We start from the raw sequence: 26,666 nt of genomic DNA on the forward strand, positions 1-26,666 counted from the left end.
CCGGGTCGAACAGTCGCACGAGCAGGCAATATCATGGAAAGTGATTTGTCGTCCGTCCACGTGAGGAATGCCCGTGTCCACTTCCACTCCCGCCACTGACAACGCAGCGCCCGAGACCGGGACCGCCCGCGTCAAGCGCGGCATGGCGGAGATGCTCAAGGGCGGCGTGATCATGGACGTCGTCACGCCCGAGCAGGCGAAGATCGCCGAAGACGCGGGCGCCGTCGCCGTCATGGCCCTGGAGCGGGTGCCCGCCGACATCCGCGCCCAGGGCGGCATCTCCCGGATGAGCGACCCCGACATGATCGACGGGATCATCAACGCGGTCTCCATCCCGGTCATGGCCAAGGCCCGCATCGGCCACTTCGTCGAGGCCCAGGTGCTGCAGGCCCTCGGCGTCGACTACATCGACGAGTCCGAGGTGCTCACCCCGGCCGACTACGACAACCACATCGACAAGTGGGCGTTCACCGTCCCGTTCGTGTGCGGCGCGACCAGCCTCGGCGAGGCGCTGCGCCGGATCACCGAGGGCGCGGCGATGATCCGCTCCAAGGGCGAGGCCGGCACCGGCGACGTCTCGAACGCGACCACGCACATGCGGAAGATCCGGCAGGAGATCCGCCGGCTGCAGAACCTGCCCGAGGACGAGCTGTACGTCGCCGCGAAGGAGCTCCAGGCCCCCTACGAGCTGGTCAAGGAGGTCGCGCAGGCCGGCAAGCTGCCCGTCGTGCTGTTCACCGCCGGCGGCATCGCCACGCCCGCCGACGCGGCGATGATGATGCAGCTCGGCGCCGAGGGCGTCTTCGTCGGCTCCGGGATCTTCAAGTCCGGCAACCCGGCCCAGCGCGCCGAGGCCATCGTGAAGGCCACCACCTTCCACGACGACCCCGACGTGATCGCCAAGGTGTCCCGCGGGCTCGGCGAGGCCATGGTCGGCATCAACGCCGCCTCCCTCGGCGAGGACCAGAAGTTCGCGGGCCGCGGCTGGTAGCCCGGGGGTCAACAGCTCGGGCGGACGGGGTTAACCTGGCGGCGTGGCCGGAGGGCGGTGTCCGGCCGCGGGAGGGAAGAGCATGGCTTGGTCGGTCGCGCTGGCGTGCGCGAGCGCGGGTGAACCCACCGAGGTGTTCCGGCCGGGCCTCGTGCCCGACCCGGACGCGGCCGCGGCGATCGCGCGCGGCCTCTACCCCGCGGACACCCTGACCGAGACCGGTGACACGGTCCTGGACTTCGCGCTCTGGCCGTACGAGGACGAGCTGTTCGTCGGGGCGTTCGAGCGGGCGCTGCTGCTCTGCGACCGGCGGCTGTTCTGCCTCGACGACGACGCCCGCCGGATCGCCGACACCGCCGCGGCGGCGCTGCCCGGCTCGCACTGCGGCGTCCTCGTCCTGCACAACGTGATCCGCGGCTGCTGGTTCCGCTGGTACGACTCCGGCGAGCTGCGCCGCGACGTGTTCGTCACCGCCGAGGACGGCGTCGTCGTCGACCAGGGCGACCGGCTGGCCGCCGAGCGGCCGTTCTGGCGCGCCATCGACGCGGGCGCGCCGGACGTCCCCCTGCCGTTCGACCCCGAGGAGTTCGGCCTCGCGCTCGCCGAGGCGCACATGTTCGGCCGCGGCATCGCCGACCGCGGCAAGGACGGCTTCCTGCCCCTGGAGCTCCCGCTGCGCCGCTTCAAGCACGCCTGACCGCGGGAAGACCGGCCAGGTCGCGGCGCGTTGTAAGGAATGTCTAGGGTTGACACGACCCCGCCGCATCCCCGGAAGGTTCCCACGTGACGACTGTGCCGACGATCGGTGTCCTCGCCCTGCAGGGCGACGTGCGCGAGCACGCCCGCGCGCTGGAGGCCGCGGGGGCGCGCACGGTGCGCGTGCGCCGCCCCGAGGAGCTGGAGCGCGTCGACGGGCTCGTCCTGCCCGGCGGCGAGTCCACCACGATGTGGCGGCTGGCGCGCGCGTTCGACCTGCTCGACCCGCTGCGCAAGCGGATCGAGGCGGGCATGCCCGCGTACGGCTCCTGCGCCGGCATGATCATGCTCGCGGACCGCATCCGGGACGGCGTCGCGGGCCAGGAGACCGTCGGCGGGATCGACATGACCGTGCGGCGCAACGCGTTCGGCCGCCAGGTCGACTCCTTCGAGGCCGCGGTGCCGCTGACCGGTATGGGGGACACGCCGTACCACGCCGTTTTCATCCGCGCGCCCTGGGTCGAGTCCGTGGGCGACGCCGTCGAGGTCCTCGGACGCGCCGAGAGCGGCCCGAACGCCGGTAGGATCGTCGCCGTTCGTCAGGGACGTCTCATGGCGACCTCGTTCCATCCGGAGTTGACAGGCGATTTCCGCGTGCACCACTACTTCGCCGATCTGGTGCGCCGGACCACAGAGGAGGAGTGACAGATGTCCGGCCATTCCAAGTGGGCGACGACCAAGCACAAGAAGGCGGCCCTCGACGCCAAGCGGGGCAAGCTCTTCGCGAAGCTGATCAAGAACATCGAGGTGGCGGCGCGCACCGGCGGCGGCGACCCCGATGCCAACCCCACCCTCTACGACGCCATCTACAAGGCGAAGAAGAACTCCGTGCCCAACGACAACATCGAGCGCGCGCGCAAGCGCGGCGCCGGTGAGGAGGCCGGGGGCGCCGACTGGCAGACCATCACCTACGAGGGCTACGCGCCCGGCGGCGTCGCGGTGCTCATCGAGTGCCTGACCGACAACCGCAACCGCGCCGCCTCCGAGGTGCGCGTCGCGCTCACCCGCAACGGCGGCTCGCTCGCCGACCCCGGCTCGGTGTCGTACATGTTCAACCGCAAGGGCGTCGTGATCGTCCCCAAGGCGAACACCAGCGAGGACGACGTCATGATGGCCGTCCTCGACGCGGGCGCCGAGGAGGTCAACGACCTCGACGACGACAACTTCGAGGTCGTCAGCGAGGCCGCCGACCTGGTCGCCGTCCGCACCGCCCTGGTCGACGCGGGCATCGACTACGAGTCGGCGGAGAGCAAGTTCCTGCCGAGCGTCACCGTCCCCCTCGACGAGGAGAACGCCAAGAAGGTCTTCCGCCTCCTCGACGCCCTGGAGGACTCCGACGACGTCCAGGACGTCTACGCCAACTTCGACGTCTCCGACGAGGTCATGGCCTCCCTCGACGCCTGAGCCCGCTCCTCCGCCGCCGCTCCCCGCCGGGACGCGGCGGCGCCGCGCGTCGCGCCGCTCCCGCCGGGGTGCTTCTGGCCGGGGCCGCGGGTTGGTAGCGTTGGCGGCCGAACAGATGATCGAAGGAGCGGCCGTGCGGGTGATGGGGGTGGACCCCGGGCTCACCCGGTGCGGGGTGGGGGTCGTCGAGGGCGCCCCGGGCAAGCGGCTCCACCTGGTGCACGTGTCCGTCGTGCGGACCGGCGCGGACGAGGAGCACGCCCTGCGCCTGGTGGGCATCGAGGCGGGCATCGAGGCGCTGATGGAGGAGTTCCGGCCGGACGCCGTCGCCGTCGAGCGGGTGTTCTCCCAGCACAACGTCCGGACGGTGATGGGGACCGCGCAGGCCGCCGGCATCGCGATGCTGGCGGCGGCCCGGCGCGGGCTGCCCGTCGCCCTGCACACCCCCAGCGAGGCCAAGGCCGCCGTCACCGGGAACGGGCGGGCCGACAAGGCGCAGGTGACCCGGATGGTGACCCGGCTGCTGTCCCTGGAGACGGCCCCCAGCCCGGCGGACGCGGCGGACGCGCTCGCGCTGGCCATCTGCCACGTCTGGCGCGGGGGAGCGCAGCAGCGGCTCGCACACGCGCGGCGGTCGCGCATCGAGGAGGCGGCCCGGGCCGAGCGCGCCCGGCTCGCCGCCCGCGGCAGAGGAGGAGAAGTCCAGTGATCGCCTTCGTCAGCGGCCGGGTGGCCGCCGCGGGCCCCGACGGGGCGGTGATCGACGTGCACGGCGTCGGGCTCTCGGTGCAGTGCACGCCCGCGACCCTCGCCGGGCTGCGGGTCGGCGACGAGGCGCACGTGCCGACGTCCCTCGTCGTCCGGGAGGACTCCCTCACCCTGTTCGGGTTCGCCGACGACGACGAGCGGACGGTGTTCGAGCTGCTGCAGACCGCCAGCGGCATCGGGCCCCGGCTCGCGCTCGCGATGCTCGCCGTCCACACGCCCGACGCGCTGCGCCGCGCCGTGGCCGCCGAGGACGTCGCCGCCCTCACCAAGGTGCCCGGCATCGGCAAGAAGGGCGCCCAGCGGATCGTCCTGGAGCTCCGCGACCGGCTCGGCGGCCCGGCCGGCGACGGCGCCGGCGAGGTCCGCGCGACCGCCCGCGCGGAGGCCTGGCGCGAGCAGGTGCAGATGGGGCTGATCAACCTCGGCTGGTCCGCGAAGGACGCCGGCGCCGCCGTGGACGCCGTCGCCGCCGACCTCGACGGCGGCGAGGCGCCGCCCGTGGCCGTCCTGCTGAAGTCGGCGCTGAAGAAGCTGAGCAGATGACGGGCGGCGGACCGGGGCTCCCCCCGCGGGGAGCGGGGCGCGAGGAGCCCGAGCGGCTCGTGTCGGCGGCCGCCGACGGCGCCGAGGAGCAGCGGATCGAGGCCGCGCTGCGGCCGAAGAAGCTCGCCGACTTCGTCGGGCAGGAACGGGTCCGCGAGCAGCTGTCGCTGGTGCTGCACAGCGCGCTGCGGCGCGGCCGGACGCCCGACCACGTGCTGCTGTCGGGCGGCCCCGGCCTCGGCAAGACCACCCTCGCCATGATCATCGCGGCGGAGCTGGGGCAGCCGCTGCGGATCTCCTCCGGGCCCGCGATCGAGCGGGCCGGCGACCTCGCGGCCGTGCTGTCGACCCTCGCCGAGGGCGAGGTCCTCTTCCTGGACGAGATCCACCGGCTGGCGCGTCCCGCCGAGGAGATGCTCTACATGGCGATGGAGGACTTCCGGGTCGACGTCGTCGTCGGCAAGGGGCCGGGCGCGACCGCCATCCCCCTCGACATCGCGCCGTTCACGCTGGTCGGGGCCACCACGCGGGCGGGCATGCTGCCCGGGCCGCTGCGCGACCGGTTCGGCTTCGTGGCGCACATGGACTTCTACGAGCCCGCCGAGCTGGAGGTCATCGTCCGGCGGTCGGCGGCGCTGCTGGACGTCGAGATCACCGACGACGCCGCCGCCGAGGTCGCCGGGCGGTCCCGCGGCACGCCCCGCATCGCCAACCGGCTGCTGCGCCGCGTCCGCGACTACGCCGAGGTCCGGGCCGACGGGGTCATCACCAGGGAATCCGCTCGGGCCGCCCTCGCGTTGTACGAGGTGGACGAACGGGGGCTGGACCGGCTCGACCGGTCCGTCCTGGAGTCGCTGATGCGCAAGTTCGGCGGCGGCCCCGTGGGTCTCTCCACCCTCGCCGTGTCGGTGGGGGAGGAACCCGAGACCGTGGAGGTCGTCGCCGAGCCGTTCCTCGTCCGGCAGGGCCTGCTGGCGAGGACGCCCCGCGGGCGCGTCGCCACCGCGGCCGCGTGGGCCCACATGGGCCTCGCCCCGCCGCCGCCGGCGGCGCCTCCGGCGGGGACCCTGTTCGACGTGGACGAGGGCGCCGACCCGGCGCAATAGTGATCATCCGGTAACGGGTTGGGAACTTCCGGGCGTCGCCGATCGTCGCGTCGTTGCCGGGGTCTCGCGTACTCTCTAAACTCCGGGACTTGGTTCACCGTCTCCAGCCGGCGGTCCCGTGCGCGTGGCCGTTCCGGTCACAGGCTGGGCAATCGACATCGGAAGGATGCCCCTGCAATGGGCAGCGACATGATTCTCGCCGCGGACTCGGGCGGCAGCGGGGCCTTCAACCTGCTCCTGCTCCTCGCGATCCCCGTGGTCTTCTACCTTCTGCTCATCCGGCCGCAGAGCAAGCGGCGCAAGGAGCAGATGCAGATGCAGAGCGACCTGCGGCCCGGCGCCCGCGTGCTGACGACGAGCGGCATGCGCGCCGTCGTCGTGGAGGTCGACGACGACGGTGTCGTGCTGGAGATCGCCGACGGTGTCGAGGTGAGGTTCCTCAAGCAGGCCGTCATGCAGGTCCTCAAGGACTCCGACTCCGAGGACCTCGACGACGAGCTCGACGAGGACGCCGACGAGCAGGAAGAGGACGAGGACGACGCCGTCGACCTCTCCAAGGACGGCGGTGCGGACGCCGACGACTCCGCGGCGGACGAGGACGGCGAGCCCGAGTCCGAGCCGAAAGGGAAGACGAAGGTGAAGACGGCCGACAAGCCGTCCGCCTAGCCCCTCCCTCGGCGACGACAAAGACGGGAAGTACGACGACAAGTGGCATCGCCCAGAAACGCTCCCAAGCCCGGGCGCACCCTCCTCGCGCTGTTCGCGGTCCTGGTCGTCCTCGCCGGTCTGGCGGTCTGGCAGGGGCGCACGACGCCCAAGCTCGGCCTCGACCTCGCCGGCGGGACGACCGTGACCCTCACCGCCAAGACCCCCGGCGGGGGCGATCCCCCCGCCGAGCAGATGAACCAGGCCGTCAAGATCATGACGCAGCGCGTCAACGGCCTGGGGGTCTCGGACGCCGAGGTCGCGAAGCAGGGCAGCAACAACATCGTGGTGAACGTCCCCGGCGAAGGGCAGAGCCGCGTCGTCAGCCTGATCGGCACCACGGCGAAGCTGCAGTTCCGCCAGGTCTTCGCGACGGCGGACGGCCACCCGTCGGGCGGTGCCTCGCCGAGCCCGTCGCCGAGCCACTCGGCCAAGGACAAGGGCGACAAGAACGACAAGGGCGCCAAGGACGGCGGTAAGAGCGCCTCACCGTCCGCGTCGCCCACGGCGAGCGCGTCGCCCTCGTCGTCGTCCACCCCGCGCGGCAAAGCGCTGTCGCAGGCGCTGACCGCCCCGACGCCGAAGCCGTCCGGCGGGGCGACCCCGTCCCCGTCGTCGCCGCTGGTCCAGCCGTCCGGGCAGCCCTCCGCCCCGGCGCAGGACTACCCCGGCGTGACCGACAAGGCCGTGATCAAGCAGTTCGAGGCGCTCGACTGCTACAGCGGCGACCGGCACGCCCCCGGCGCGAACGACCCCTCCCGCAAGTTCGTCGCCGCCTGTGACCAGGACGAGGAGAACGGCCAGGTCACCAAGTACATCCTCGGGCCCGTCCGAGTGCTCGGCGAGAACGTCGACAAGGCCAACGCGATGCCGCCGAACGCCCAGCAGGGCCAGGCGAGCTGGTCGGTCTCGCTGAAGTTCGACGGCAAGGGCGCCCGCCAGTTCGGCGAGGTCACCACCGACGCCTCCCGCGCCTACCAGCAGAACCCGTCCTCGCCGCAGGCGCAGGTCGCGATCGTGCTGGACGGCCAGGTCGTCTCGGCGCCCGCCATCCGGGAGGGCCCGATCACCGGCGGCACGGCCAGCATCGACGGGCCGCCGGAGAGCTTCGACCAGCAGTACGCCACCGACCTCGCCAACGTGCTCAAGTACGGGGCCCTGCCGCTGGAGTTCACGCAGAGCTCCATCGACGAGGTGTCGTCCACGCTGGGCTCCGACCAGCTGACCGGCGGCCTCATCGCCGGCGCGATCGGCCTCGGCCTGGTCGTCCTGTACTGCCTGTTCTACTACCGCGGCCTCGGCCTGGTGGCGGTGTCCAGCCTGGTCGTGGCGTCGATCACCACCTACGAGTCGGTGGTGATCCTCGGTGAGGGGATGGGCTTCCGGCTCTCCCTGCCGCACATCATCGGGCTGATCGTCTCGATCGGCATCACCGCCGACTCGTTCATCGTCTACTTCGAGCGGCTGCGCGACGAGCTGAGGGCCGGCCGCAAGCTGCGCTCCTCCGTGGAGAACGCCTGGAAGCGGGCGCGGCGCACGATCCTCGTCGCCGACGCCGTCACGTTCCTCGCCGCGCTGGTGCTGTACTTCCTCGCGGTCGGCGGCGTCGCCGGGTTCGCGTTCGCGATGGGCCTCACGACGCTCATCGACATCGTCGTGGTGTTCTTCTTCACCAAGCCGATGGTCGCGCTGCTGTCGCGCACCAAGTTCTTCGGCCGGGGGCATCCGATGTCGGGGCTCGACCCGAGGCGGCTGCACAAGGCCGCCCAGGACAAGGCCGCGGCGGCCACCGCCCGCACGACGAGCCAGGAGGCCTGACCCATGGGACTGCGAACGGCCACCTCGCGGATCTACCGGGGCGAGATCAGCGCCGACATCGTCGGCCGCCCGAAGATCTGGTACACCATCTCCGGGCTGCTGCTGGCGCTGTCGATCGCCGGCCTGATCGTCCAGGGCCTGAACTTCGGCGTCGAGTTCAAGGGCGGCTCCGTCTTCACCTTCCAGGCGAAGAGCTCCTCGATCGAGCAGGTGCGCACCGCCGTCACCGACGGCGGCGCCCACCAGGCGATCGTGCAGAAGGCCGGTGACGACTGGCGGGTCACGACCGAGAGCATGGACTCCGCGCACGTCACCCAGGTCAAGTCCAAGATCACGCAGGAGCTGAGCGTTCCCGCGAACGAGGTCAGCACCCAGGTCGTCGGCGCCTCGTGGGGCGGCGAGATCCAGAAGAAGGCCTGGCAGGCGCTGATCGTCTTCATGATCTTGATCATCGGCTACCTGTCGGTCGCGTTCGAGTGGCGGATGGCCGTGGCCGCGGTCGTCGCGCTGATCCACGACCTCGTCATCACGGCCGGCGTCTACGCCTGGTCCGGGTTCGAGGTCACCCCGGCGACGCTGCTCGGCTTCCTGACGATCCTCGGCTACTCGCTGTACGACGCGGTCGTCGTGTTCGACATGATCAAGGAGGTCACGAGACCGCTCGGCCCGACGTCCAAGACCACCTACAGCGAGGCCGCGAACCAGGCGCTCAGCAGCACGCTGGTGCGCTCGCTGAACACCTCCCTGGTGGCGATCCTGCCGGTCGGCGCGATCCTGTTCATCGGCACCACCCTGTTCGGCGCCGGGACGCTGAAGGACCTGTCGCTCGCCCTGTTCGTCGGCATGATCGTCGGGACGTACTCCTCGATCTGCGTGGCGACGCCGCTGCTCGTCCAGTTCAAGGAGCGCGAGCCGAAGTACCGGCAGATCCGGGAGAACATCGCCCGCCGGGAGCGCAACGCGACCAAGCAGGTCAAGACCGCCAAGGTCACGGCCGGTGCGGGCGCGTCCGGGGAGCCGCCCGCAGGCGCGGCGTCCGGCGGCGCGGCGTCCGGCGGCGGGTCCGACGACCGGCCCGCGGACGTGCGGAGCACCGTCACCGTGCGGAAGGTCGTGCAGACGGGGCCGCGGCAGCAGCCGAAGCGCGGGACGCGGCAGCAGCGCCGCGGCGGCAAGTAGCACAAGGGGACTCTTCGACCGTGGACCTCGGAAAGCTGATCCAGGAGCGGATCCGCGACATCCCCGACTACCCGAAGCCCGGGGTGGTGTTCAAGGACATCACCCCGCTGCTGGCCGACCACGTCGCGTTCGCCGGTGTCGTCGACTCGATCGTCAACCACCGCGGCCGCGGCACCATCGACAAGATCGTCGGCATCGAGGCCCGCGGGTTCATCCTCGCCGCGCCCGTCGCCTACCACTTCGGCGCCGGGTTCGTCCCGGTGCGCAAGAAGGGCAAGCTGCCCGCGGAGACGCGCGCGGAGACCTACGACCTGGAGTACGGGAACGAGACGATCGAGATCCACTCCGACGCGCTCGAACCGGGCGACCGGGTGCTGGTCGTCGACGACGTCCTCGCCACCGGCGGGACGGCCCGGGCCGCCGCGGACCTCGTCCGGCGGGTCGGCGGCGACGTCGTCGGGCTGTCGGTCCTCCTGGAGCTCTCCTTCCTGCACGGACGCGACAAACTGGGGAATCTGGACGTCCATTCCCTGGTTACGGTCTAGTGCGAAATGCCCGCCGGATACACTGGCGCCAACAGGGTCCGGCGGGGACGGGCGCGACCCGCGGGACCTGCGCTACAGCGCCCGGATGGACGAAGGAGGCTGGGTGCCCGGTGAGGTGGTATCGACCGGCGCGGTGAGCGACGCCGCCGCGGCGACCCGGGCCGGAGACCGTCCGGTGCGGGAGACCGCGGGGGAGCGGGCCGTGAAGACGGCCGGGGCGTCCGGCGCGCCGCCGAGGCGCGGGGACCGCCGTGCGCCGCCGACCGGACCTCCCGCCGAGGGCCCGCAGGCTCCCGAGGGCTCCGAGCTCCCGGCACCCGAAAGCCCGGCTCCCGAGTTTCCGGCTCCCGAAGGTCCGGTCGCGGAGACCGCTCCGGCCACCGAGGCGCCGCCGGCGGAGAAGCCCGCCGCGCCGCCCTCCCGCCCACAGACTCCCCCCGCCGAGAGCACCGCCTCCAGGGAGGACGCCGATGACGCGTCCGAGCCCGACGTCCCGTCCAAACCGACGCCGGCCACGATTCCACCGTCTGCCGCCCGGGTGCGCCGCAGGCTCGCCAGGCTGGGCGCCCAGCGCGGCCCAACTATGAACCCGGTACTGGAACCACTGATCAAGACGGTCCGCAACACCCACCCCAAGGCGGACCTGCGGCTCATCGAGCGCGCGTACGACGTCGCGGCGCACTACCACCGCAACCAGAAGCGCAAGAGCGGCGACCCGTACATCACGCACCCCCTCGCGGTCGCGACGATCCTCGCCGAGCTCGGCATGAACACCGAGACGCTCTGCGCGGCGCTGCTGCACGACACCGTCGAGGACACCCCGTACACCCTCGACCAGCTCAGCGCCGAGTTCGGCGACGAGATCGCCGCGCTCGTCGACGGCGTCACCAAGCTCGACAAGGTCAAGTACGGCGAGGCGGCCGAGGCCGAGACCGTCCGCAAGATGGTCGTGGCCATGTCCCGCGACATCCGCGTCCTGGTGATCAAGCTCGGCGACCGGCTGCACAACATGCGGACGCTGCGCTACATGCCGCGGCACAAGCAGGAGAAGAAGGCCCGCGAGACCCTGGAGGTGTTCGCGCCGCTCGCGCACCGCCTCGGGATGAACACGCTGAAGTGGGAGCTGGAGGACCTCGCGTTCGCCACGATGTACCCCAAGCGGTTCGACGAGATCGCCCGGCTGGTGTCCGAGCGCGCCCCGCGCCGCGACGTCTACCTGCAGGAAGTGATCGAGAACGTCTCCACCGACCTGCGCGAGGCCCGGATCAAGGCCACCGTCACCGGCCGGCCGAAGCACTACTACTCGATCTACCAGAAGATGATCGCGCGGGACGTCAGCTTCGACGACATCTACGACCTGGTCGGCATCCGGGTCCTCGTCGACAGCGTCCGCGACTGCTACGCCGCGCTCGGCTCGATCCACGCGCGATGGAACCCGGTCCCCGGCCGGTTCAAGGACTACATCGCGATGCCGAAGTTCAACATGTACCAGTCGCTGCACACGACGGTGATCGGCCCGGAGGGCAAGCCCGTCGAGCTGCAGATCCGCACCTGGGGCATGCACCGCCGCGCCGAGTACGGCGTCGCCGCGCACTGGAAGTACAAGGAGGAGACGGTCGGCGGCCGCAAGGCCGGCGACATGCAGTGGCTCCGCCAGCTCCTCGACTGGCAGAAGGAGACCGCCGACCCGGCCGAGTTCCTGGAGTCGCTGCGCTTCGACCTGTCGGTCTCCGAGGTGTTCGTGTTCACCCCGAAGGGCGACGTGATCGCGCTGCCGCAGGGCGCGACGCCCGTCGACTTCGCGTACGCGATCCACACCGAGGTCGGGCACCGATGTATCGGCGCCCGCGTCAACGGCCGCCTCGTCCCGCTCGAATCGACCCTCGACAACGGCGACACCGTGGAGGTCTTCACCTCCAAGTCGCCGGACGCGGGGCCCTCGCGCGACTGGCTCGGCTTCGTCAAGAGCGCCCGCGCCCGCAACAAGATCAAGCACTGGTTCTCCAAGGAGCGCCGCGACACCGCGATCGAGTCCGGCAAGGACGCCATCGCCCGCGCGATGCGCAAGCAGAACATGCCGCTGCAGCGGATGATGTCCGGTGAGGCCCTCCTCGCCCTCGCCCGCGACATGCGCTACCCGGACGTCTCCTCCCTCTACGCCGCCGTCGGCGAGAGCCAGGTCTCCGCGCAGCACGTCGTCCAGCGCCTCGTGGACGCCCTCGGCGGCGTGGAGAGCGCCGAGGAGGACCTCGCCGAGATCGCGCTGCCGACCCGCCGCAAGCAGCGCCGCGCGGGCGACCCCGGCGTCGTCGTCGCCGACGACCCGGACGTGTGGGTCCGGCTGTCCCGCTGCTGCACCCCGGTCCCGGGCGACGACATCGTCGGCTTCATCACCCGCGGCCACGGCGTGTCCGTGCACCGCTCGGACTGCGCCAACGTCGCCAGCCTGAAGTCGCAGCCCGACCGCCTGATCGACGTCAAATGGTCCCCCGGCGAGGACTCGGTCTTCCTCGTGGCCATCCAGGTCGAGGCCCTCGACCGGCCCCGCCTGCTGTCGGACGTGACCCGCGTCCTCTCGGACCAGCACGTCAACATCCTGTCGGCCTCGGTCACCACGTCCCGCGACCGCGTCGCGGTCAGCCGCTTCACCTTCGAGATGGGCGACCCGAAGCACCTCGGCCACGTTCTGAAGGCGGTCCGCTCCATCGACGGCGTCTATGACGTCTACCGCGTGACCAGCGGCGCCACCCGCTAGGGCGGCACCCGCTGGGCGGCACCCGCCAGGCGGCACCTGCCAGGCCCCGCCCCCGCCGCGAGCGGCGGGGGCGGGGCTCAGGTCACTCTTCGGGCCGGTCGTCCTCGGGGATCACGTCGACGCCGGCCTCGGCGCGCTGCTGGGCGGTGATCGGGGTCGGGGCCGCGGTCAGCGGGTCGTAGCCGGACGCGGCCTTCGGGAAGGCGATCACGTCGCGGATGGAGTCCTGCCCGGCGAGGAGCATGACGGTGCGGTCCCAGCCGAAGGCGATGCCGCCGTGCGGGGGCGGGCCGAACTTGAACGCCTCCAGCAGGAAGCCGAACTTGGACTCCGCCTCCTCCTTGGACAGGCCGAGGACGTCGAAGACCCGCTGCTGCATCTCGGCGCGGTGGATGCGGATGGAGCCGCCGCCGATCTCGTTGCCGTTCAGGACGAGGTCGTAGGCGTCGGCGAGGGCGGCGCCCGGGTCCTCGTGGAAGGTGTCGGCGTACTCCGGCTTCGGCGCGGTGAACGGGTGGTGCACGGACGTCCAGCCGATCTGCTCGCCCTTGTCGTCCTCGACGGGCTCGAAGATCGGGGCGTCGACGACCCAGACGAACTCCCACGCGGACTCGTCGATCAGGCCGCGGCGGCGGCCGATCTCCAGGCGGGCCGCGCCGAGCAGCTCCTGCGTGACGTGCCGCTTGCCGGCGCCGAAGAAGATCGCGTCGCCGGGCGCGGCGCCCGTCTTGGCGGCAAGGCCCTCCTTCTCGGCGTCGGAGAGGTTCTTGGCGACCGGGCCGCCGAGGGCGCCGTCCTCCTGGACGAGGACGTAGGCGAGGCCGCGGGCGCCGCGGGCCTTCGCCCAGTCCTGCCAGCCGTCCAGCTCCTTGCGGGTCTGCGACGCGCCGCCCGGCATGACGACCGCGCCGACGTACGGGGCCTGGAACACGCGGAACGACGTGCCGGCGAAGTACTCGGTCATGTCGGTCAGTTCGAGGCCGAAGCGCAGGTCGGGCTTGTCGGAGCCGTACCGGGCCATCGCGTCGGCGTAGGTGATGTGGGGGATCGGCCGGGGGATCTCGTAGCCGGCGATGTCCTTCCAGAGGCGCGCCACGAGGTCCTCGCCGACCTTCAGGACGTCGCCCTGGTCGGCGAACGACATCTCGATGTCGATCTGGGTGAACTCGGGCTGCCGGTCGGCGCGGAAGTCCTCGTCGCGGTAGCAGCGGGCGATCTGGTAGTAGCGCTCCATGCCGCCGACCATCAGCAGCTGCTTGAACAGCTGCGGCGACTGCGGCAGCGCGTACCAGTGGCCCGGCTTGAGCCGGACGGGGACGAGGAAGTCGCGGGCGCCCTCGGGCGTCGACCGGGTGAGCGTGGGCGTCTCGACGTTGACGAAGCCGTGCTCGCGCATCACCTCGTGCGTCAGGAACGACGCCTCCGAGCGGATCTTCATCGCGCGGGCGACGGACTCGCGGCGCAGGTCGAGGTACCGGTACTTGAGCCGGATCTCCTCGTTGACGTTGACGTCGCCCTCGATGGGGAAGGGGAGCGGCGCGGCGTCCGACAGCACCTCGATGTCGGTGGCGGCGACCTCGATGTCGCCGGTCGGCAGCTCGGGGTTCTCGTTGCCGGCGGGGCGGACGCGGACCTCTCCGACGACCTTGACGCAGAACTCCGAGCGCAGGTCGTGCGCGGTGTCCTCCTCGCGGAAGACGACCTGCGCGGTGCCGGACGCGTCGCGCAGGTCGATGAACGTGACGCCGCCGTGGTCGCGGCGGCGGCCGACCCAGCCGGCCAGGGTCACCTGCTGACCGGCGTGCTCCTTGCGGAGGGTGCCCGCCTCGTGGGTGCGGATCATTTGGAGAGCCTTTCCTTCAACGTCGTGACGAGGTCGGTGAGCGGGACGGCGGTCTGGTCGCCCCCGGCCAGGTCCTTGACCTGGGCGACGCCGTCCGCGATATCTCGCTCCCCGAGGATCACGGCGTAGCGGGCGCCGGAGCGGTCCGCGTCCTTCATGGCGCCCTTCAGCTTCTTGCCGCCGAACGCCATGTCGGCGGCGATCCCGGCGCGGCGCAGGTCGGCGACGAGCGTGAACACGCGGCGCTCGGCGGTGTCGCCGAGCGGGACGCCGAACGCCTCGCAGCGCGGCTTGGCGGCGAACGCCGCGCCCCGCCCCTCCCGCGACTCGGCTTCGAGGGCCAGGATGGTGCGGTCGAGGCCGAGGCCGAACCCGATGCCGGGGAGGGGCGGGCCGCCGATGTCCTCGGAGAGGCCGTCGTAGCGGCCGCCGCCGCCGATCCCGGACTGGGCGCCGAGCAGCGGGTGGTCGAACTCGTAGGTGGTGCGGGTGTAGTAGTCCAGGCCGCGGACGAGGGTGGGCGTGTCCTCCCACGCGATGCCGAGGTCGGCGAGCAGTTCGCGGACCCGGTCGTGGTGCGCCTTGCACGCCGGGCACAGGTGGTCGGCCATCAGCGGGGCGCCGGCGAGCTGCTCGCGGACCTTGGGGCGCTTGTCGTCCAGGACGCGGAGCGGGTTGATCTCGACGCGGGCGCGGGTGTCCTCGTCGAGGTCGAGGCCGCGCAGGAACTCCTGCAGCAGGGCACGGTACGCGGGGCGGCACTCCTTGCAGCCGAGCGAGTTCAGCAGCAGCCGCACCCGGGTGATGCCGAGCGAGCGGTACCAGTCCGACGCGATCGCGATGGTCTCGGCGTCGACCTGCGGGTCCTCGCTGCCGATCGCCTCCAGGTCGAGCTGGTAGAACTGCCGGTAGCGGCCCTGCTGCGGGCGCTCGGCGCGGAACGCGGGGCCCGTCGTCCACACCTTCACCGGCAGCGGGCCCTTGTGCAGGTTGTTCTCCAGGACGGACCGCAGCACCGACGCGGTGAACTCGGGGCGCAGCGTCAGCGACCGGCCGCCCCGGTCCTCGAAGGTGTACATCTCCTTGGACACCACGTCGGTGGACTCGCCGACGCCGCGCCGGAACAGGTTGGTGTCCTCGAAGACGGCCAGCTCCAGGTAGCCGTAGCCGGCGAGCCGCGCCTGCTCGGCGAACGCCTCGCGGATGGCGTAGAAGAGGTCCGCGCGCGGCGGGACGTATTCACTGACCCCCTTGGGGGCCCGGAAGCTCGAACTCATGGTCTCTTAGGCTCAGAATCCCTTGTTGGGCCCGTCCGCGGGCGCGCTCGTCCCCTTCAGGGAGGGCGACTCCCCTGGCCGAAGCCCGGTGAGGAACGGGTTGGTGGCGCGTTCCCGGCCGATTGTGGTCTGCTCGCCGTGGCCGGGCAGGACGGCGGTGTCGTCGGGCAGGGTCAGGCACACCCGGGACAGGCTGGCGAGGATCTCCTCGTACGATCCGCCCGGCAGGTCGGTGCGCCCGATCGACCCCGCGAACAGCAGGTCGCCGCTGAACATCACGTCCGGGAGCTGCTCGGTCCGCGGGGTGCGGAACGTCACCGACCCGGGCGTATGGCCCGGCGCGTGGTCGACGGTGAAGCTCAGCCCGGCCAGTTCCAGCGCCGCGCCGTCGGCGAGCTCCCGCACGTCGTCCGGCTCCGACAGCCGCAGTCCGCCGAACAGCTGCTGCCCGGCGCTCAGCGACAGCCCCTTCGCGGGGTCGGTGAGCAGCTCGCGGTCGCCCGGATGGATGTAGGCGGGGACGTCCTTGGCGCCGCACACCGGGGCCACCGACCAGACGTGGTCGAGGTGGCCGTGCGTCAGCAGCACCGCGACCGGCTTCAGCCGGTGCTCGCGCAGGATCTCCTCGATCCCGTCCTCGGCGTCCTGCCCGGGGTCGATGATCACGCACTCCTCACCCGCGGCGGGCGCCACGATGTAGCAGTTCGCGGCGAACGATCCAGCGGGGAACCCGGCGACGAGCACGGTCGTCCTTCCTTAGAACCATCTCGGGTGGGCGTGTCCGAGCGTACCGGCGGGGCCGCGGCCACCGCGAACGAGATCGGGCGCCGCCGTGTCGCGCGGGGCCCGCAGGGCGCGCGGAAAGCGCTCCCTGAGCGCTCCCTGAACGCGGAGGCGCTTTTACTCGCAGGTACCGCTACTATGCGCTGCACGTTCACCTGATCACACCGGAGAGGCGAGGCACGTGGCGGGGAAGGACCGCAAGAAGCAGCTCGCGCGGCAACGGTACGAGCGCCAGCAGCAGCGCCGGGCACAGGAGGCGGCGAGGGCGCGCCGCCTCAAGATCATCGGTTCGGTCGCCGCGGTGGCGGTCGTCGTGGCCGGCGCCGCGGCGTTCATGGTGTTCAAGGAGGACGAGTCCACGGCCGCCGGGCCGCAGTGCGTCTACAAGGGCGACACGCAGGGCCGGGTGCCGAAGGACGTCGGCCGGCCGCCGGGCAAGCCCGCCTACCCGGGCATCGTCCAGGCCACGTTGAAGACGAACCGGGGCGACGTGGAGATGCAGCTGTACGGCGACAAGGCGCCCTGCACGGTGAACTCCTTCGCGTTCCTGGCGCAGAAGAACTACTACGACAAGACCGAGTGCCACCGGCTCACCAGCGGCGGCCTCAACGTCCTGCAGTGCGGCGACCCGACGGCGTCCGGCGAGGGCGGGCCCGGCTACCGGTTCGCCAACGAGAACACCGACGGTGCCACCTATACGGAGGGCACGCTGGCGATGGCGCACAGCAGTGCGCCCGACTCCAACGGCAGCCAGTTCTTCATGGTCTACAAGGACTCGCAGCTCCCGCCGGAGTACACCGTGTTCGGCAAGATCACCAAGGGGCTGGACGTGCTCCAGAAGATCGCCAAGGGGGGTTCGGACCCCAAGGGCGACGGCAAGCCCAAGAAGAAGGTCGAAATCCAGGACGTCACGATCGCCGGGAAATAGGCGAACGGGATACTAAGGTGTGGAGGGTCCGGAGGGCGTAAGTCGTCCGGACCCGCGATTCAGGAGGCAAGGGTGTCCAGCGCGACCGATCCCTGGGGCCGGGTGGACGAGGACGGCACCGTCTATGTCAGGACGGCCGACGGCGAGCGGGTCGTCGGATCCTGGCAGGCCGGTGCGCCCGAAGAGGCCCTGGCCTACTTCAAGCGCAAGTACGACGCGCTCGTCACCGAGATCGGCCTGCTCGAGCAGCGGGTCCGCACCACCGACCTGCAGCCCGCGCAGGCGCAGCAGAGCATCGACCGGCTCCGCGAGGCCGTCGCCGACGCGCACGCCGTCGGCGACCTCGACGCGCTCACCCGGCGGCTGGACGCCCTGACCGAGCAGGTCGGGCGGCGCCGCGAGGAGGTCAAGGCCCAGCGCGAGCAGCACCGCCACGAGGCCCGCGAGGTCAAGGAGCGGATCGTCGCCGAGGCCGAGCGCATCGCCGCCGAGGAGACCCACTGGAAGAACGGCGGCGAGCGGCTCCGCCAGCTCGTCGAGGAATGGAAGGCCGCCGACCGCATCGACCGGCCCACCGAGACCGCGCTGTGGAAGCGGCTGTCCGCCGCCCGCAACGCGTTCACCAAGCGCCGCAAGGCCTACTTCGCCACCCTCGACGACCAGCGCGAGGAGTCCCGCCGGGAGAAGGAGCGCCTCGTCGCCGAGGCCGAGGCGATGTCCGGCTCCACCGACTGGGGCGAGACCGCCGCCGCCTACCGCGACCTGATGCGCCGCTGGAAGATGGCCGGACGCGCCTCCAGGGACGCCGAAGAGGAGCTGTGGGCCCGCTTCAAAGGCGCCCAGGACACCTTCTTCCAGGCCCGCAGCGCCGCGTTCGCCGAACGCGACGCCGAATTCCGCGGCAACGCCCAGGAGAAGGAGAAGATCCTCGCCGAGGCCGAGCGGCTGCTGCCCGTCAAGGACGTCCGGCAGGCCCGGCAGGCGCTGCGCGTGATCCAGGAGCGCTGGGAGGCCGCCGGCATGGTCCCCCGCGATCAGCGCGACCGCCTCGAAGGCCGCCTCCGCAAGATCGAGGAGGCCGTCCGCGCCGCCGAGGAGAACGAGTGGCGCCGCACCAACCCCGAGGCCCGCGCCCGCGCCGAAGCCACCGTCGGGCAGCTGCGCAACTCCATCGAGCAGCTGGAGAAGCGCCTCGGCAAGGCCCGCGACGCCGGCCGCGACAAGGACGTCAAAGAGGCCGAAGAGGCCCTCAACGCCCGCCGCGCCTGGCTGGAAGAGGCAGAGCGGACACTCGCGGAATTCTCGTGAACTGTGTTTGCCCAGGGGGGCGACCCCCTGGAACCCCCGTTGGCGACGCAGGCGATCCTCGCTCCTTTGTTGCGGTCTGTCGTGCCTGTTGCGGTTTGCGTGGCGTCGCTGCGGTCGCCTGCGTCGCCGGGCATGCCCGCTCCGGGCGCTGAGCGCCCTCCGCGTGCCTGCCCGTGGTGGTCGCTTCGGTCGGTGGTCACGGCGCGGGTCTGGTCCAAGAGGGTGTGAATTGTGCTCGTCCAAGAGGCGGCTGTGTTGGTCCAGGGGGGCGACCCCCTGGAAGCCCCGTTGGCGACGCAGGCGATCCTCGCTCCTTTGTTGCGGTCTGTCGTGCCTGTTGCGGTTTGCGTGGCGTCGCTGCGGTCGCCTGCGTCGCGCGGGCATGCCCGCTCCGGGCGCAGAGCGCCCTCCGCGTGCCTGGCCGTGGCGGTCGCTTCGGTCTGCGCCCCGGCTCGGGTCTGGTGCGAGAGGGTGTGAATTGTGCTCGTCCGAGAGGCGGTTGTATGGCCCAGGGGGCGACTCCCTGGAACCGTTGGGCATGGCTGTTGCGGCCCTCTGTGTGCCTGCCCGTGGTGGGCGCTTCGGGGGGTGCTGTGGCTCGGGTCTGGTCTGTTTCAGGTGGTGTTGCGGCCTAGGAAGGCCAGCATTCTTGTTTGTTCGTCCGCGCCGCGGGGGACCGGGAGGGGCGGGGCCAGGCGGCCTGTGGCGCGTAGGGGAGCGGCCACCACCTGGGCCGTCGCGAACGCGTGGTGGACCAGGTCCGGGTCCAGGCGGGACGGCTGGCCCGTCGCGCGCGCCAGGTCCCAGGCGTGCACCAGCGGTTCCAGGATGTAGCCCTCCAGGTAGTCGCGCAGCGGGAGCTCGCCGAGGCCGCCGAACGGGATGAGGCGGCCCAGCGCGTCCGGGGTGAGCGCCGCCGCGCACTCCTTGCGGGCCGCCCGCCAGCTCATCAGGACGTCGCCCGGCACGAACCGCGCCGGGTCCCGGCCGACGTCCGGTTCGGGCTCGCCGGCGGCCAGCGCCCGGATCAGGAACTGGCCGCCGGTCACGTGGCCGGCGACGTCCCGGGCGGTCCACCCCGCGCAGGGCGACGGCGCGTCCCAATCGTCCCTGGGCACCCCGGCCACCAGGCCCTCGAAGAGGTCGAGGGCCCGGTGGTAGCCGCTGAGGTTGTGAGCCATGGTGGTCAGTGACCCGCGATCCGACCGCGCTGTCAAGCGCTATCGCGAAGGTCGCGGGTCACGATCACACCGCGGCGGCGCCCCGCTCCCGGAGCATCGCGTTCATCAGCGTGATCTCCGAACGCTGGCCGGTGACCATCGTGCGGGCCAGCCGCCGCACGCGGTCGTGGCCCGTGCGGGCCAGCACCGCCTCCGCCATGTCGACGCCGCCGCGGTGGTGGGCGATCATCAGCCGCAGGAACAGGACCTCGGCGGCCCGGCCGGACGCCTTCTCCAGCTCGGCGAGCTGCTCGCGGGTCGCCATCCCCGGCATGGCGCCGCCCCGGTGGCCGCCGTGCCCCGACATCCACCGCATGCCGCCGGACGGGTCGGCCTTCGGCGCCCCCCACTCGTCCAGCCAGGCCGTCATCATGCCGATCTGCGCCTGCTGCGCGGTGATGATGTCGTAGGCCAGCAGCCTCACGTCGGGGTCGTCCGTGCGGTCCCGCACGATGAACGACATCCGCACGGCCTGCGCGTGGTGGGCGCTCATGTCGCGGGCGAACCCCGCCTCGGGGCCGGCCGTGCCCGGACCGCGGGCACCGGTCCGGGCCAGGAGCGCGGCCCCGGCGATCAGGACGAGCACCGCCACGGCGATGGTGACCCGCCGCCCCCTCACGGGGTGTCCTTGGCGCCGTCGCAGGCCGCGCCCGGCTCGGGCGTCTGCGGGCCCTTCACGAAGCCGCGCAGGAACTCGTCCACGCGCGCGTCCGAGGCGTCCTCCAGCGAGAGCTGGTGGCCCCAGGCGGTGAGCTTGATCGGCACGTCCTGGGCAGGGTAGGGGCTCAGCATCGTGTAGTCGATGCCGGACACCTTGGCCTTCAGCATGTCGAGCTGGTCGCCGGCGAGGCCGGGGCGGTAGGTGATCCAGACGGCGCCGTGCTCCAGCGAGTGCACGGCGTTCTCGTTCCGCAGCGGGGCGTCGTAGACGCGGCCGTCGCAGTTCTGCCAGACGGGGTCGTGGTCGCCGCCCATCGGCGGGTCGCTGTCGTACTTCACCGCGCCGGTGGTGTGGTCGCGGCCGAGGTCGTCCTTGACGACCAGGCCGGCGACGGAGGGGGAGTCGGCGGACGACGACCTGGTCTGCGCGAACGTGTAGCCGATCGCGATGACCGCGGCCAGGCCGATGACGGTGAAGAAGGCGATGGCGCCCCAGGGGGTCTCGCGCTGCGTCAGCGCGTTCTGCTTCCTGGCGTTCTTGACACGGGCGCTCTTGGACATGGAGGGGTCCTCTCGGGTGCTTGCTGACGGGATGCGGGCAGCGCCGCATCGCGGCGTCGGTCACGACGGCGATACGGCGGTGCGTGCGGCCTTACGGCCTGCTCATCACAGCCGGAGCACCTGGAGGACGGGCAGAGACGGCGCGGTGGGCGCGGCGCTCCGCGGAGGGGCGAGCGACCAGCCCGCCCGCGCGGGCAGCCGCGAGAAGGGGCGGCGCAGCCCGGCGGCCAGCGCCAGCAGCAGGAGGGTGAACAGGACGGCGGCGCACAGGCACACGTCCAGCGGCGCCCGCGGATGCGGCTTCGCGGGGGCGCTGAGCGCCGCCTCCGCGAGCCCCTGCCCGGCGGACAGGGCGGTGACGGGCACGCTCACGGCGTGCTCGGTGCACACGCGGGGCGGCGGCCCGTGGCCCAGGCCGTAGCTGAACACCAGCCCGGCCGCGACGAACAGCGCCACGAGCAGCCCGGCCGTCCCGTGGCGCCGATGCGGGGCCGTACGAGACACCGTCACGCTCCTGCAATGCGCCTTCGGGCTGTTCCAACGCCGGAGCCTACCGCCCGGTTCCCCGGCCACGGCCGTCGGTGCCGGGAGATAGTGTCGAGGCGTGACCAGCAGGGCTGAATCGGGCGAGCCGGAGGGCCTTTTCGACGCGCCGGGCCGGGAGCCGGCCGGGCCCGCCCCCGAGGCCGCGCCGCCCGCCGCGGGGGCGGAGCAGCCGCTCGCGGTGCGGATGCGCCCGCGCTCGCTGGACGAGGTCGTCGGGCAGGGCCACCTGCTCGGCCCCGGCACCCCGATCCGGCAGCTCGTCGACCGGGACGTGCCGATGTCGCTGGTGCTGTGGGGGCCGCCGGGCACCGGGAAGACGACGCTGGCCACGGTCGTCAGCCGTGTCACCTCCCGGCGGTTCGTGGAGATCTCCGCCGTCAGCGACGGCGTCAAGCGGGTGCGCGCCGAGATCGACCTCGCCAGGCGCGAGCTGGGCATGACCGGCCGGCAGACCGTCCTGTTCGTCGACGAGGTCCACCGCTTCAACAAGGCCCAGCAGGACGCGCTGCTCCCCGCCGTGGAGAACCGCTGGGTGTCCTTCATCGGCGCCACGACCGAGAACCCGTTCTTCTCCGTCATCAGCCCGCTGCTGTCCCGTTCGCTGCTGCTCACCCTGGAACCGCTCGGCGACGACGACCTGCGCGAGGTGGTCCGCCGGGCGCTGGCCGACGAGCGCGGCCTCGGCGGCGCGGTGTCCCTCGACCCCGCCGCCGAGGACCACCTCGTCCGGCTCGCCGGCGGCGACGCCCGCCGCGCCCTCACCTACCTGGAGGCCGCGTCCCTGGTCGTCGGCGAGGGCGGCGCCGTCGACGCGGACGTCCTGGAGAAGGCCGTCGACCGGGCCGCCGTCCGCTACGACCGCGAGGGCGACCAGCACTACGACGTCATCAGCGCGTTCATCAAGAGCATCCGCGGAAGCGACGTCGACGCGGCGCTGCACTACCTCGCCCGCATGATCGAGGCCGGGGAGGACCCGCGGTTCATCGCCCGGCGGCTGATCGTGCACGCCAGCGAGGACGTCGGCATGGCCGACCCCACCGCGCTGCAGACCGCGGTCGCCGCCGCGCAGGCGGTGGAGTTCGTCGGCCTGCCCGAGGCCCGCATCAACCTCGCCCAGGCGGTGATCCACCTGTCCCTGGCGCCCAAGTCCAACGCGGTGATCATGGCGGTGGACGGGGCGCTCGGCGACGTCCGCAAGGGGCTCGCCGGGCCCGTCCCCGGGCATCTGCGCGACTCCCACTACAAGGGCGCCGCGAAGGTCGGGCACGGGGAGGGCTACAAGTACGCCCACGATCACCCCGGCGGCGTCGTCCAGCAGCGGTACGCGCCCGACTCCGTGGACGGGCGGGAGTACTATCGCCCGACCAGGCACGGCGCCGAGGCGCGGTTCACCGAGGTCCTCGCCCGGATCCGCTCGGTCCTGCGCGGCGGCGGCGACCGGCGCTGAACGCCCCCGCCGGGCCGGTGCTACCGCCACGGGGGCGTTCCGACCGGTAAGGTCTGTCACGCCGCAACGGCCCCGAACCGAATTCGCACGAACGGAAAGCCCGATGCTCACTGGTGGACAGCTGGCAGCCCTCATCGTGGCCGTGTTCTGGGCGGTGCTCGTGTCGTTCATCGCGCTGACCCTGCTGAAGCTCTCCCGGCTCCTCGCCGAGGCCGGCAAGGTCGTCCGCGACATCGGCGACCAGGCCGCCCCCCTGCTGGACGACATGACGCACACGGTGAAGCGCGCCAACGAGCAGCTCGGCCGGACCGACGTGATCACCAAGCAGGTCGCCGGCGTCACCCAGAACGTCTCGGCCGTCACCACGGTCATGACCTCGGTGGTGGGCGGCCCGCTGGTGAAGGCCGCGGCCTTCTCCTACGGCGTCCGCAAGGCGCTGAAGAGCGACGGCGACGGGCGGGGCGCGTCCGGCCGGCCGCAGCTTCAGGCCCGCTCCGCGGGGAAGGGGCGGCGATGAGGCGGCTGTTCTGGCTCTCGGTCGGCGCCGGCGCCGGCGTCTACGTGACGCACCGCGTGAAGCGGCGCGTGGAGGCGGTCGCGCGGAGCCTGTCCCCGGAAGGGGTCGCGATGCGCGCGGTGGCGACGGGCAAGGGCACCGGGGAGCGGCTGAGGAATTTCGCCGCCGACGTCCGTACCGAGATGCAGGCCCGCGAACAGGAGCTGCGCGAGGCCGTCCGCATGGACCAGGCTCCGCCGGACGCCGAGGTGCCCGGATACCGGGGGTCCCCGCCCCGCCGGGTGCTGAAGGCGCGATACACGATCATCGACGACGACAAGGATGGCCACTGATCATGGAGTCGGCAGAGGTCGCCCGCCGCTTCCTCACGTTCTTCGAGGAGCGCGGGCACACGGTGGTGCCCTCGGCCAGCCTGGTCGCCGAGGACCCGACCCTGCTGCTGGTCAACGCCGGCATGGTCCCGTTCAAGCCGTACTTCCTCGGGCAGCGCACCCCGCCGTCCCCCCGGATGACAAGCGCGCAGAAGTGCGTGCGGACGCCGGACATCGAGGAGGTCGGCAAGACCACCCGGCACGCCACCTTCTTCCAGATGCTGGGCAACTTCTCCATCGGCGACTACTTCAAGGAGCAGGCGATCCCGTTCGCCTGGGAGCTGCTGACCCGGCCGCGGGAGGAGGGCGGCTTCGGGTTCCCCGAGGACAAGCTGTGGGTCACCGTCTTCCAGGACGACGACGAGGCCCAGAGCATCTGGCACCACAAGGTCGGCGTCCCCCTCGACCGCATCCAGCGGCGCGGCATGGAGGACAACTTCTGGTCGATGGGCGTGCCCGGCCCGTGCGGGCCGTGCTCGGAGATCTACTACGACCGCGGCCCCGAGTACGGCCGCGAGGGCGGCCCCGTCGCCGACGAGGACCGCTACCTGGAGGTCTGGAACCTCGTCTTCATGCAGTACGAGCGGGGTCCGGGGGAGGGCAAGGCCGACTTCCCGATCCTCGGCGAGCTGCCCGCCAAGAACATCGACACCGGCATGGGCCTGGAGCGCATGGCGGCGATCCTGCAGGGCGTCGACAACATCTACGAGACCGACACCCTGTGGCGGATCCTGGACCGCGCCGCGGAGCTCACCGGCGCCAGGTACGGCCGCGACCACCGCGCGGACGTGTCGCTGCGTGTGATCGCCGACCACGTCCGCAGCGGGACGATGATGGTCGCGGACGGCATCCGCCCCGGCAACGAGGGCCGCGGCTACGTGCTGCGCCGCATCCTGCGCCGCTCCATCCGCAACCTGCGGCTGCTCGGCGGCCAGGACGCCGGGCTCATGCACGAGCTGACCGGCGTCGCGATCAGCGCGATGGGCGAGCAGTACCCGGAGCTGGTCCGCACCGCCGCGAACATCCACACGGTCATCGACGCCGAGGAGGACTCCTTCCTCCAGACGCTCCGCACCGGCACCGCGATCTTCGACACCGCGGTCGAGGAGACCAAGCGCTCCGGCGGCGCGACGCTGCCCGGCGAGCAGGCGTTCAAGCTCCACGACACCTACGGCTTCCCGATCGACCTCACCCTGGAGATGGCGTCCGAGCAGGGCCTCCAGGTCGACGAGGAGGGCTTCCGCCGGCTCATGCAGGAGCAGCGGGAGCGCGCGAAGAAGGACGCCCGCGACAAGAAGACCGGCAACCTCGACGTCTCCGTCCTGGACGAGCTGCTCACCGGCGCCGGCGGCAGGGTCGACTTCACCGGCTACGGCAGCCTCACCGGCGAGGCCCGCCTCGTCGGGCTCCTCGTCAACGGCGCCAACGCGCCGGCCGCCGGGGAGGGCACCGAGGTCGAGGTCGTCCTCGACCGCACCCCGTTCTACGCCGAGGGCGGCGGCCAGCTCGCCGACCACGGCCTGATCCGGCTCGGCAACGGCGCCGTCATCGAGGTCACCGACGTGCAGGCGCCCCTCCCGGGCCTCATCGTGCACCGCGGCCGCGTCCGCAGCGGCGAGGCGCAGGCCGGCGACACCGCCTACGCCGAGGTCGACGTGGAGCGGCGCCGCGCGATCTCCCGCTCGCACACCGCGACCCACATGGTGCACGCCGGGTTCCGCCGCGCGCTCGGCGAGTCCGCCGCGCAGGCCGGGTCGGAGAACTCGCCCGGCCGGTTCCGGTTCGACTTCACCGCGTCCGGCGCCGTCCCGCCGAGCGTGCTGCGCGACGTCGAGGACGAGGTCAACGAGGTGCTGGTCGGCGACCTGGACGTCCGGGCCTTCCACACCTCCATCGACGAGGCCCGCGCCATGGGCGCGCTCGCGCTGTTCGGCGAGAAGTACGGCGACGAGGTCCGCGTCGTGGAGGTCGGCGACTACTCCCGCGAGCTGTGCGGCGGCACCCACGTGGCCCGCTCCGGGCAGCTCGGCCTGATCAAGGTGCTGGGCGAGTCGTCCATCGGCGCCGGCGTCCGCCGCGTCGAGGCGCTCGTCGGCATCGACGCGTTCCGGTTCCTGGCCCGCGAGAGCGTCCTCGTCGCGCAGCTCGCCGAGCAGATGAAGGCGCGCAAGGAGGAGCTGCCCGAGCGGATCTCCGGCGTCCTCACCCGGCTCCGCGACGCCGAGAAGGAGCTGGAGAAGCTCCGCGCCCAGCAGGTCCTCGCGATCGCGGGCTCGCTCGCCGACTCCGCCAAGGACATCGGCGGCATCGCGTTCGTGGGGCACCGCGCCCCCGACGGCACCGGCGCCGACGACCTGCGCCGGCTCGCCGTCGACGTGCGCGGCCGGCTGGCCGCCCGGCCCGCCGTCGTGATGGTCGCCGGCGTGCCGAAGGACCGCCCCGTCGTGGTCGTCGCCGTCACCGAGGGCGCCCGCGAGCGCGGCCTCAAGGCGGGCGCGCTCGTCGGCCTCGCCGCCAAGGCCCTCGGCGGCGGTGGCGGCGGCAAGGACGACCTGGCGCAGGGCGGCGGTGCGAACGCCGGCGCCGTCGGCGACGCCCTCGCCGCCGTCGAACGAGCCGTAGGGGCCGCGTGAGC

Annotated in this window: 25 protein-coding genes; 18 read left to right on the forward strand and 7 right to left on the reverse strand. The window is 72.2% G+C overall.

Annotation, left to right across the window (positions count from 1 at the left end):
- Positions 1-67 precede the first annotated feature (67 nt).
- The 12 genes from pdxS to ABTW95_RS24165 all read left to right on the forward strand — a co-directional run bounded on the left by pdxS (position 68) and on the right by ABTW95_RS24165 (position 12,570).
- The gene (gene pdxS, locus ABTW95_RS24110) at positions 68-991 is read left to right on the forward strand and encodes a pyridoxal 5'-phosphate synthase lyase subunit PdxS (RefSeq protein WP_396448463.1); all 924 of its coding nucleotides are present in this window, start codon (positions 68-70) and stop codon (positions 989-991) included.
- Positions 992-1,073: 82 nt separating this feature from the next.
- On the forward strand, positions 1,074-1,688 hold the full coding sequence (locus ABTW95_RS24115; protein WP_396448462.1) for a DUF6928 family protein: 615 nt from the start codon (positions 1,074-1,076) through the stop codon (positions 1,686-1,688).
- A gap of 86 nt (positions 1,689-1,774) precedes the next feature.
- The gene (gene pdxT / locus ABTW95_RS24120) at positions 1,775-2,392 is read left to right on the forward strand and encodes a pyridoxal 5'-phosphate synthase glutaminase subunit PdxT (protein ID WP_500227443.1); all 618 of its coding nucleotides are present in this window, start codon (positions 1,775-1,777) and stop codon (positions 2,390-2,392) included.
- A gap of 3 nt (positions 2,393-2,395) precedes the next feature.
- Positions 2,396-3,151: a YebC/PmpR family DNA-binding transcriptional regulator gene (locus ABTW95_RS24125; protein WP_396448460.1), complete on the forward strand. Its 756-nt coding sequence runs from the start codon at positions 2,396-2,398 to the stop codon at positions 3,149-3,151.
- A gap of 133 nt (positions 3,152-3,284) precedes the next feature.
- Positions 3,285-3,860, forward strand: a complete 576-nt coding sequence (ruvC, locus tag ABTW95_RS24130) for a crossover junction endodeoxyribonuclease RuvC (RefSeq protein ID WP_396448459.1) — start codon at positions 3,285-3,287, stop codon at positions 3,858-3,860.
- Positions 3,857-4,462, forward strand: coding sequence for a Holliday junction branch migration protein RuvA (gene ruvA / locus ABTW95_RS24135; protein ID WP_396448457.1), 606 nt, complete (start codon positions 3,857-3,859; stop codon positions 4,460-4,462). The genes ruvC and ruvA overlap by 4 nt, the downstream gene beginning before the upstream one ends.
- A complete protein-coding gene (gene ruvB / locus ABTW95_RS24140; protein WP_396448456.1) occupies positions 4,459-5,568 on the forward strand; it encodes a Holliday junction branch migration DNA helicase RuvB in 1,110 nt (369 codons plus the stop codon). The genes ruvA and ruvB overlap by 4 nt, the downstream gene beginning before the upstream one ends.
- 177 nt (positions 5,569-5,745) lie before the next feature.
- Positions 5,746-6,234 carry a preprotein translocase subunit YajC gene (gene yajC, locus ABTW95_RS24145; RefSeq protein ID WP_396448455.1) on the forward strand — a complete coding sequence of 163 codons (489 nt, stop codon included), beginning with the start codon at positions 5,746-5,748 and terminating at the stop codon, positions 6,232-6,234.
- 42 nt (positions 6,235-6,276) lie between these two features.
- Positions 6,277-8,091, forward strand: a complete 1,815-nt coding sequence (gene secD, locus ABTW95_RS24150) for a protein translocase subunit SecD (RefSeq protein WP_396448454.1) — start codon at positions 6,277-6,279, stop codon at positions 8,089-8,091.
- A 3-nt stretch (positions 8,092-8,094) separates the two neighbouring features.
- A complete protein-coding gene (gene secF / locus ABTW95_RS24155; RefSeq protein ID WP_500227444.1) occupies positions 8,095-9,270 on the forward strand; it encodes a protein translocase subunit SecF in 1,176 nt (391 codons plus the stop codon).
- A gap of 20 nt (positions 9,271-9,290) precedes the next feature.
- The gene (locus ABTW95_RS24160; RefSeq protein ID WP_396448452.1) at positions 9,291-9,815 is read left to right on the forward strand and encodes an adenine phosphoribosyltransferase; all 525 of its coding nucleotides are present in this window, start codon (positions 9,291-9,293) and stop codon (positions 9,813-9,815) included.
- Positions 9,816-10,398: 583 nt separating this feature from the next.
- Positions 10,399-12,570: a RelA/SpoT family protein gene (locus ABTW95_RS24165; RefSeq protein ID WP_396448451.1), complete on the forward strand. Its 2,172-nt coding sequence runs from the start codon at positions 10,399-10,401 to the stop codon at positions 12,568-12,570.
- Positions 12,571-12,652: 82 nt separating this feature from the next.
- On the opposite strand, the gene aspS is transcribed toward ABTW95_RS24165, so the two are convergent.
- The 3 genes from aspS to ABTW95_RS24180 are packed head-to-tail and all read right to left on the reverse strand — an operon-like array spanning position 12,653 to position 16,434.
- On the reverse strand, positions 12,653-14,413 hold the full coding sequence (gene aspS / locus ABTW95_RS24170) for an aspartate--tRNA ligase (RefSeq protein ID WP_500227445.1): 1,761 nt from the start codon (positions 14,411-14,413) through the stop codon (positions 12,653-12,655).
- A complete protein-coding gene (hisS, locus tag ABTW95_RS24175; protein ID WP_396453139.1) occupies positions 14,410-15,690 on the reverse strand; it encodes a histidine--tRNA ligase in 1,281 nt (426 codons plus the stop codon). Before hisS ends, aspS begins: the two co-directional genes overlap by 4 nt.
- 12 nt (positions 15,691-15,702) lie before the next feature.
- Complete coding sequence (locus tag ABTW95_RS24180; protein ID WP_500227446.1) at positions 15,703-16,434, reverse strand: MBL fold metallo-hydrolase; 732 nt, start codon at positions 16,432-16,434, stop codon at positions 15,703-15,705.
- Between the two features lie 220 nt (positions 16,435-16,654).
- Here ABTW95_RS24180 and ABTW95_RS24185 point away from each other — a divergent pair, with 220 nt between their 5' ends.
- Together ABTW95_RS24185 and ABTW95_RS24190 are read left to right on the forward strand one after the other, a co-directional pair.
- A complete protein-coding gene (locus ABTW95_RS24185; RefSeq protein ID WP_396453135.1) occupies positions 16,655-17,401 on the forward strand; it encodes a peptidylprolyl isomerase in 747 nt (248 codons plus the stop codon).
- A gap of 72 nt (positions 17,402-17,473) precedes the next feature.
- Entirely contained in the window at positions 17,474-18,709 is a 1,236-nt protein-coding gene (locus ABTW95_RS24190) for a DUF349 domain-containing protein (RefSeq protein WP_396454279.1), read from the forward strand.
- Positions 18,710-19,323: 614 nt separating this feature from the next.
- Here ABTW95_RS24190 and ABTW95_RS24195 read toward each other — a convergent pair.
- From ABTW95_RS24195 to ABTW95_RS24210, 4 genes are all read right to left on the reverse strand, one after another.
- Complete coding sequence (locus tag ABTW95_RS24195) at positions 19,324-19,890, reverse strand: TIGR03086 family metal-binding protein (RefSeq protein ID WP_396453044.1); 567 nt, start codon at positions 19,888-19,890, stop codon at positions 19,324-19,326.
- Positions 19,891-19,954: 64 nt separating this feature from the next.
- Entirely contained in the window at positions 19,955-20,548 is a 594-nt protein-coding gene (locus ABTW95_RS24200) for a DUF305 domain-containing protein (protein ID WP_396453046.1), read from the reverse strand.
- A complete protein-coding gene (locus ABTW95_RS24205) occupies positions 20,545-21,150 on the reverse strand; it encodes a thioredoxin-like domain-containing protein (protein ID WP_396453048.1) in 606 nt (201 codons plus the stop codon). Before ABTW95_RS24205 ends, ABTW95_RS24200 begins: the two co-directional genes overlap by 4 nt.
- A 105-nt stretch (positions 21,151-21,255) precedes the next feature.
- A complete protein-coding gene (locus tag ABTW95_RS24210; RefSeq protein ID WP_396453050.1) occupies positions 21,256-21,654 on the reverse strand; it encodes a hypothetical protein in 399 nt (132 codons plus the stop codon).
- Positions 21,655-21,880: 226 nt separating this feature from the next.
- Here ABTW95_RS24210 and ABTW95_RS24215 point away from each other — a divergent pair, with 226 nt between their 5' ends.
- The 4 genes from ABTW95_RS24215 (at position 21,881) to alaS (ending at position 26,664) form a co-directional block, all read left to right on the forward strand.
- Positions 21,881-23,143, forward strand: coding sequence for a replication-associated recombination protein A (locus tag ABTW95_RS24215; protein WP_396453058.1), 1,263 nt, complete (start codon positions 21,881-21,883; stop codon positions 23,141-23,143).
- Between the two features lie 103 nt (positions 23,144-23,246).
- Positions 23,247-23,660 carry a DUF948 domain-containing protein gene (locus ABTW95_RS24220; protein WP_396453052.1) on the forward strand — a complete coding sequence of 138 codons (414 nt, stop codon included), beginning with the start codon at positions 23,247-23,249 and terminating at the stop codon, positions 23,658-23,660.
- The gene (locus ABTW95_RS24225) at positions 23,657-23,992 is read left to right on the forward strand and encodes a hypothetical protein (protein ID WP_396453054.1); all 336 of its coding nucleotides are present in this window, start codon (positions 23,657-23,659) and stop codon (positions 23,990-23,992) included. Before ABTW95_RS24220 ends, ABTW95_RS24225 begins: the two co-directional genes overlap by 4 nt.
- 2 nt (positions 23,993-23,994) lie before the next feature.
- Positions 23,995-26,664 carry an alanine--tRNA ligase gene (gene alaS / locus ABTW95_RS24230; protein WP_500227447.1) on the forward strand — a complete coding sequence of 890 codons (2,670 nt, stop codon included), beginning with the start codon at positions 23,995-23,997 and terminating at the stop codon, positions 26,662-26,664.
- The last annotated feature ends 2 nt before the right edge of the window (positions 26,665-26,666 follow it).

It is taken from the genome of Spirillospora sp. NPDC127506 (assembly GCF_040302145.1).
Classification (GTDB): domain Bacteria; phylum Actinomycetota; class Actinomycetes; order Streptosporangiales; family Streptosporangiaceae; genus Spirillospora.

Excerpts from the sequence above, each read along its gene's own strand:
- ruvB (WP_396448456.1), top strand. The coding sequence starts at position 4,459 with ATGACGGGCGGCGGACCGGGGCTCCCCCCGCGGGGAGCGGGGCGCGAG.
- secF (WP_500227444.1), top strand. The coding sequence starts at position 8,095 with ATGGGACTGCGAACGGCCACCTCGCGGATCTACCGGGGCGAGATCAGC.
- alaS (WP_500227447.1), top strand. The coding sequence starts at position 23,995 with ATGGAGTCGGCAGAGGTCGCCCGCCGCTTCCTCACGTTCTTCGAGGAG.
- hisS (WP_396453139.1), bottom strand. The coding sequence starts at position 15,690 with ATGAGTTCGAGCTTCCGGGCCCCCAAGGGGGTCAGTGAATACGTCCCG.
- ABTW95_RS24215 (WP_396453058.1), top strand. The coding sequence starts at position 21,881 with ATGCGCCCGCGCTCGCTGGACGAGGTCGTCGGGCAGGGCCACCTGCTC.
- ABTW95_RS24165 (WP_396448451.1), top strand. The coding sequence starts at position 10,399 with ATGAACCCGGTACTGGAACCACTGATCAAGACGGTCCGCAACACCCAC.
- pdxS (WP_396448463.1), top strand. The coding sequence starts at position 68 with ATGCCCGTGTCCACTTCCACTCCCGCCACTGACAACGCAGCGCCCGAG.
- ABTW95_RS24205 (WP_396453048.1), bottom strand. The coding sequence starts at position 21,150 with ATGTCCAAGAGCGCCCGTGTCAAGAACGCCAGGAAGCAGAACGCGCTG.
- ABTW95_RS24220 (WP_396453052.1), top strand. The coding sequence starts at position 23,247 with ATGCTCACTGGTGGACAGCTGGCAGCCCTCATCGTGGCCGTGTTCTGG.
- ABTW95_RS24115 (WP_396448462.1), top strand. The coding sequence starts at position 1,074 with ATGGCTTGGTCGGTCGCGCTGGCGTGCGCGAGCGCGGGTGAACCCACC.
- ABTW95_RS24125 (WP_396448460.1), top strand. The coding sequence starts at position 2,396 with ATGTCCGGCCATTCCAAGTGGGCGACGACCAAGCACAAGAAGGCGGCC.
- ABTW95_RS24225 (WP_396453054.1), top strand. The coding sequence starts at position 23,657 with ATGAGGCGGCTGTTCTGGCTCTCGGTCGGCGCCGGCGCCGGCGTCTAC.
- ABTW95_RS24195 (WP_396453044.1), bottom strand. The coding sequence starts at position 19,890 with ATGGCTCACAACCTCAGCGGCTACCACCGGGCCCTCGACCTCTTCGAG.
- yajC (WP_396448455.1), top strand. The coding sequence starts at position 5,746 with ATGGGCAGCGACATGATTCTCGCCGCGGACTCGGGCGGCAGCGGGGCC.
- aspS (WP_500227445.1), bottom strand. The coding sequence starts at position 14,413 with ATGATCCGCACCCACGAGGCGGGCACCCTCCGCAAGGAGCACGCCGGT.